The sequence below is a fragment of the Polaromonas sp. genome, assembly GCF_039932935.1.
Taxonomy (GTDB): domain Bacteria; phylum Pseudomonadota; class Gammaproteobacteria; order Burkholderiales; family Burkholderiaceae_C; genus Polaromonas.
In genome coordinates, this window is record NZ_JBDTPB010000003.1 from 1 (window position 1) to 5,534 (window position 5,534).

At 59.5% G+C, this 5,534-nt stretch carries 6 protein-coding genes; 2 read left to right on the plus strand and 4 right to left on the minus strand.

The window, feature by feature from the left end:
- Positions 1 to 165: 165 nt before the first annotated feature.
- Positions 166 to 1,275: a bifunctional riboflavin kinase/FMN adenylyltransferase gene (locus tag ABI546_RS00315; protein ID WP_348042945.1), complete on the minus strand. Its 1,110-nt coding sequence runs from the start codon at positions 1,273 to 1,275 to the stop codon at positions 166 to 168.
- 173 nt (positions 1,276 to 1,448) lie between these two features.
- Between ABI546_RS00315 and ABI546_RS00320 the strand changes: the two genes are divergently transcribed.
- Entirely contained in the window at positions 1,449 to 2,006 is a 558-nt protein-coding gene (locus ABI546_RS00320) for an HNH endonuclease (protein WP_348042947.1), read from the plus strand.
- Between the two features lie 75 nt (positions 2,007 to 2,081).
- On the opposite strand, the gene ABI546_RS00325 is transcribed toward ABI546_RS00320, so the two are convergent.
- On the minus strand, positions 2,082 to 3,125 hold the full coding sequence (locus ABI546_RS00325) for an integron integrase (RefSeq protein ID WP_348042948.1): 1,044 nt from the start codon (positions 3,123 to 3,125) through the stop codon (positions 2,082 to 2,084).
- Between the two features lie 123 nt (positions 3,126 to 3,248).
- Between ABI546_RS00325 and ABI546_RS00330 the strand changes: the two genes are divergently transcribed.
- Complete coding sequence (locus ABI546_RS00330; RefSeq protein ID WP_348042949.1) at positions 3,249 to 3,665, plus strand: hypothetical protein; 417 nt, start codon at positions 3,249 to 3,251, stop codon at positions 3,663 to 3,665.
- Between the two features lie 200 nt (positions 3,666 to 3,865).
- On the opposite strand, the gene ABI546_RS00335 is transcribed toward ABI546_RS00330, so the two are convergent.
- Together ABI546_RS00335 and ABI546_RS00340 are read right to left on the minus strand one after the other, a co-directional pair.
- Positions 3,866 to 4,093: a hypothetical protein gene (locus ABI546_RS00335; protein WP_348042950.1), complete on the minus strand. Its 228-nt coding sequence runs from the start codon at positions 4,091 to 4,093 to the stop codon at positions 3,866 to 3,868.
- 140 nt (positions 4,094 to 4,233) lie between these two features.
- Positions 4,234 to 4,416 (minus strand): hypothetical protein, encoded by a 183-nt coding sequence (locus ABI546_RS00340; RefSeq protein WP_348042952.1) that lies wholly within the window; start codon positions 4,414 to 4,416, stop codon positions 4,234 to 4,236.
- Positions 4,417 to 5,534 lie beyond the last annotated feature (1,118 nt).

Here is a 5,534-nt window from a genome sequence, read left to right on the forward strand (position 1 = left end):
GTGTCGGGCAGGTTCAGGGTGCTGCGGTAATCGGTTTTGGTCTCGGACATGGGATGCTTTTGGAATGCTTTGTTAGGGCGGCCTGAAAGGGCGGGCCGCCGGAAATACGGTGGGGAAGAAAGCCAGTCGCCGGTGTGAGGGCGAGGCCAGAGGCGACGAGATCGTCTAAATTCGGTCGCGCGTGGTCTGGCGGCTGGTTTCCGTGTGCATCGAGGCCGAAAACGACTTGGGCGGCTGGGCAAAAAACGCCCGCGCTTCATCACAGTCCTTGGCAATGCCTGTTTTCAGGCTGTCCAGGCTGTCATATTTCAGTTCGTCGTGCAGTTTGTGCAGCAGTTCCACGCCGATGATTTTACCGTATGCCCCCTCGGGGCCCAGAGCGGCGGGCCATTCGAGGCAATGGGTCTCCAGCAGCACCCGCCCGCCGTTGACGTCATCCGGATCCAGCGAAGGCCGAATCCCAAGGTTGGCCACCCCGGAAAGTGGTTGGTCAGCCAGCCCATGCACCTGCACGGCGAAAATCCCGCTGGCGGCCGGTTTCCAGTGGGAAAAGCGCAGATTGAGCGTGCGAAAGCCCAGGTCGCGCCCCAGTTTTCGGCCATGCACCACGTGGCCGGAGATGCTGTAGGGCCGCCCCAGCAGGCTGGCTACGCGTGCCATCTGTCCCAGTCCCAGCGCTTCGCGCACGGCCGAGCTCGAGACCCGGGTGCTGCGCCCGCCGCCGGGCCGCCCCAAGGCGGGTACGCCCCCTTGGGGGGCAGCGAGGTAAGTCCGAGCGTGGGGGTCCGATATCTCGTAGCTGTTCATGCGGGCCACGTCAAACCCCAGGCGCTCGCCTGCGGCGTCCAGCATGGTGTAGTCGCCCACGCGTTTGGCCCCAAAACGAAAGTCGTCCCCCACCAGCACGTACTGCACGCCCAGGCCCCGAAGCAGCACGTCTTCGATGAACACGTCTGCCGGCTGCGAAGCCAGGCGGGCGTTAAAAGGCAGTACCACGCACTGGTCAATGCCGCAGCGGGCCAACTCGGTCAATTTGTCGCGCAGCGTGGCAATGCGCGCGGGTGCCAGTTCGGGCTTGTGCGCCACGCCGGCAAAGTAATCGCGCGGATGAGGCTCGAAGCTCATGACGCAACTGGGCACGCCGCGATGCTGCGCCTCGTTTCGAAGCAGCGCCAACATGGCCTGGTGGCCACGGTGCACCCCATCGAAATTGCCGATGGTCAGGGCACACTGCGACGCCAGCTGGGGGTGGTGGTAGCCGCGGAAAATTTTCATGAGGGAATTATCGTTTTTATAGCGCCAGAGGCAGAACCAGCGGGGGCTTAAAGTGGTTTATGGGGGATTTGAGCCTGTTCGTCATCATTTCACTGTATATTGATACACAGTCAGTCCACTCAGTCAGCCGAACGCCGCGTTCTCATGCGGCATCCACACGATGGAGGTTCGTTTTGAAGGTCTTGAAGCTCTCAGCCCAGGGGTTGCCGCAATCCTGGATCAGCCTTGAACAAGCCGTGTTGCATTACGCGGCCGACGAGGTGCGCTGGGAGATGGGCGCGCGGGTTGTCACCTTCCATGGCGGCCACAACGCCGTCACGGGTGAGCAGTCCATCATCACCGTCAACAGCATCATCGGCACCAAGGGCGTGCCCAACATCAACCCGTTTGACCTCAAACCGGGCCTGACCAACGGCAAGCTCTTTGCCCGCGACCGCAATGTGTGCGCCTACTGCGGCGGGCATTTCCATGAAGAAGACCTGACCCGCGAGCACATCATCCCGTTTGCCCAAAAAGGCATAGACACTTGGATGAATGTGGTCACGGCCTGCCGCGCCTGCAACCACCGCAAAAGCAGCCGCACACCCGAGCAGGCCCACATGCCGCTGCTCTACACGCCTTATGTTCCCAGCCTCTGGGAAGACTTCATCCTGCGCAACCGCCGCATCCTGGCGGACCAGATGGAGTTTTTGATGGCGCATATTCCAAAGACGTCGCGCCTGCACGCTTGATGGATTGCGGCGGAGCGGGGGGCGGCAGGCGCTCATAGCGAACTGTTGAAGGGGTGAGTGCCTCTGCACCCGGCATCAAGGATCCATACCGGCCTGCCCGGCGAACAGTGAATCCAGTGGGCTGGCCGCGCCGCGTGCCGCCACTTTGAGTACGTGCGTGTAAATCATGGTCGTGCTCACATCGCTGTGGCCCAGCAGCTCCTGGACGGTGCGAATGTCAGTGCCCGCCTGCAACAAATGCGTCGCAAAACTGTGGCGCAAGGTATGCACGGTCACGTGCTTGGCCATGCCGGTTTGCGTGAGGGCGCGTTTCAGGCGCCGCCCCAGGCGCTCGTCAAACAGATGATGGCGCCGCTCGATACCGGTGCGCGGGTCTACCGAAAGCCCGTCTGCGGGAAAAACCCAATGCCACGCCCATGTCTGCCCGGCGCGTGGGTATTTGGCTTCCAGCGCATGTGGCATGTACACGCCGCTGCGCTGTGCAGCGCGATCTGCAGACCAAAGCACTCGGGACCGAGCCAACTGCTCACGCAGTAGCCCGGCCAGCGATTGCGGCAACATGACCACGCGGTCTTTATCACCCTTGCCACTGCGCACCACGATCACATGGCGGTCAAAATCCACATCTTTCACGCGCAGGTTCAAGCCCTCGGCCAGGCGCATGCCGGTGCCATACAGCAGGCGGGCCAGAACGCCTTCCACGCCACCAATAAGCGCCAGCAAAGACCGTACCTCGGCCGTCGTCAGCACGACAGGCACGCGCTTGCGTTCCGGCGGGCGGCCGATGGCCTGCAACCATGGCAGATCCTGCCCCAAAACCTCCTTGTAGAGAAACAGCAGGGCGTTCAACGCCTGGCGATGAGTGGCCGGTGAAACTTGCCGCTCGTTGGCCAGCATGGTGAGAAAAGCCTCTACTTCGGCCTGACCCATGTCGCGCGGATGCCGCATTCCACCCGGCCGGGCATGCCATCGGATGAAAAAGCGGGCCCAGTACAGGTACGCCTTCTCGGTCTGCAGGCTATAGTGAAGGTAACGAATGCGCTCGCGCAGCTGATCCAGCAGCCGGGTGGACTGAAAAACAGGGGCGGCGACTTTGGTGGAGTCAATATACCTGTACATTTACCCAGTATATTGAGGTAAATCTATGCCTGTAAACAGATTTCAGCACCCGCTCCGGCCATGTTATTTCGCAGGCCGCCACGTTATCTTGCAGTTTTGCCGGATATATCAAAGTTATCCCTCATGAAAGAGCGGCAGTGGCTTGCGGTCGCCGTGGGTGCGCTGGGGGTGTACCTCCTCGTTCACGCCTTGATGGCGGCCTATGCGTTGTACTTCGCCACCGAAGCGCTGCGCCCGCCGGTGCCCATTGACCTCCCGTACTTACCTGAATTGCGCGAGAACTACCCTACGCTCGTTGTTCTCTGTGTCGTGGTGGGTGCTCTTAGTATGCTGAGCCTGGCGGCAAGCGTTGCGTTCTATCGCAACTCTAGATGGGCTGTGCACCTTTGGGGTGCCGCTAGCCTCGGTCTACTTGTGGGTGTGGTGCTGGCTGTCGCCTCAAAGGGGGTCGTGTGGACACACTACCTTTTTGAGGTTGCGGCGGTAAGCGCTTCTTGGTGGTATTTCCTTCGTCTTAGGCAAGTCGGTGATGAGGGATAACATGTCAATCGACGCGGACCCACAACAGCAGGATGCGGCTTCGCCGCTTGTGTTGGTGGCCCGGTCATTTTTACGTTATACGGCATGACTTCGGGCAAGCGGTCTGCTATGAAAACAGTAGCTACTTGCGCACATTTCACGAGGGCTGGAGGCACTTTTTGCTTGCAACGTGTAGCGCAGAGGCGTTCGCGGTTTCCGACTCAGCCAAGCGCCACCGCGACCGTGGCTGGCGTGCCACCGGGCATGAAGCAAAATGCGGTCATGTCGCCGTTTCCTTTCCAGCATTCCTTATGCCAGTTGCGCCCAGGCGTTCGGTCGTTGTTGGCTTTGGCCAGCACGGCTTCGCATAACTGGTTCGTCGATTGGACCCACAACGGCGGGCCGCCCTCCTGCCATTCTTCACAACTGAGTGCGCCGTTGTGGTCCACTCACGGCCAACGTTAATTTGCAGGCAATGGCGCTCAACTGTCCACACTGTCAAACTGGAATCCCCGTACTTCGAGTTCGGGAAAGCTTTGAGTGCCCGAACTGTCATGCACGATTGACTGGTCGCACGTTCGGGGCGACTCTATCCGTGATCATTCTTTGGGCCGCCATTGATTTCTGCGTTGCACTGTTCTTGAGCACGGCCATCGCCGACCCCGACATTGCGTTTGTCGTGCGCCTCGCTGTTTCTGCCCTGGTTGGAGGCGCTTTGTTTATGTTCGGTATAGGTGCTTGGGCCGGCGTTGTCCCACGGGATGGTGGGCATGCAAATTAACAGGTTCGTCGATTGGACCCACAACGGCGGGCCGCGCTCGCGCCTTTCTTCACAACTGGGTGTGCCGTTGCGGTCCACTCACGGCCAACGTTAAAACTCATCAAAGCGCTATTCGATGCACCCGACCGAATTTGTCCTAGTGTTCGCATGGCTCGTTTTGCTGCCGGTCGTATTGGGCCTGACGTTGCTCCGGCGTTGGCACTTACGAGGGCCAGCGCCACGAATGCAACGTTTCTGGAGCACTGCCGTCGTCTTCATTCTCATCACTGCGGCTATCGCCTTTGCCTTTGTGGCGGCCGGGCCCCCATGGCTGGGGCATTACATTGGCGTCCAAGATATCGTCATTTTTGGCTTCAACACCATGTGGGCTCCATTCGCTTACGTTGCGGCGGCACTCGCGCTACCAGTGGCAGGATGGCTAGGCCACAGAGGAACCTCGCCATGAGTCTTAACCTTTCGGCCCACATGGACACGCAACCGAAGGCTGCCGCTGCGCGGCAATGGTTGCGTGCCAGTGGCCTCAAACGTTAGATTGCTTGCCTATGTTCAATCGCCCAGGGGTGACCTTCACCCAGATCTGGTCCGACGACGACATGGTCGAACTTCGGATCGAAGTGACAGATGGACGCAGTTCGTTTTCGAACGACATCTACGTTGGTCACCAGCATCTCCGAGCTACCATCTCGGAGCTCAATACGTTCAAGACGCATATTCATGGTGGCTTGTACGAGCTCCGATTCGGAGAGTTCGGGCCGGAGTACGCAAGTGGTGCTCTCCACGCACGGTTCCATTTCCAAGACCGAGGCGTAGTCTTTATAACGGTTCGGAGTCAGTCCGAGTTCACTGATTTCGGGAGCAAGAACGTAGCGAGCGAGGCAACGCTCCATTTGAAGACCGAACCGGCACTTCTTGACAACTTCATTCGGGAGCTAGAGAGTGTCAGTGGTGGAAGTGAAGAGGGAGCTTATCTTGAGGCAATCTAACAAGTCACTCGACACGGAAACACAACTGCAGGTTGCGGCTTCGCCGCTGGTGTTGTGGTCCGGTCATCTCCAACGTTGAGGTTGTAAAAAAATCTCTGGCACGGCGCTTGCAACATCTCTCATCAA

Excerpts from the sequence above, each read along its gene's own strand:
- ABI546_RS00330 (WP_348042949.1), top strand. The coding sequence starts at position 3,249 with ATGAAAGAGCGGCAGTGGCTTGCGGTCGCCGTGGGTGCGCTGGGGGTG.
- ABI546_RS00340 (WP_348042952.1), bottom strand. The coding sequence starts at position 4,416 with ATGCCCACCATCCCGTGGGACAACGCCGGCCCAAGCACCTATACCGAA.
- ABI546_RS00315 (WP_348042945.1), bottom strand. The coding sequence starts at position 1,275 with ATGAAAATTTTCCGCGGCTACCACCACCCCCAGCTGGCGTCGCAGTGT.
- ABI546_RS00325 (WP_348042948.1), bottom strand. The coding sequence starts at position 3,125 with ATGTACAGGTATATTGACTCCACCAAAGTCGCCGCCCCTGTTTTTCAG.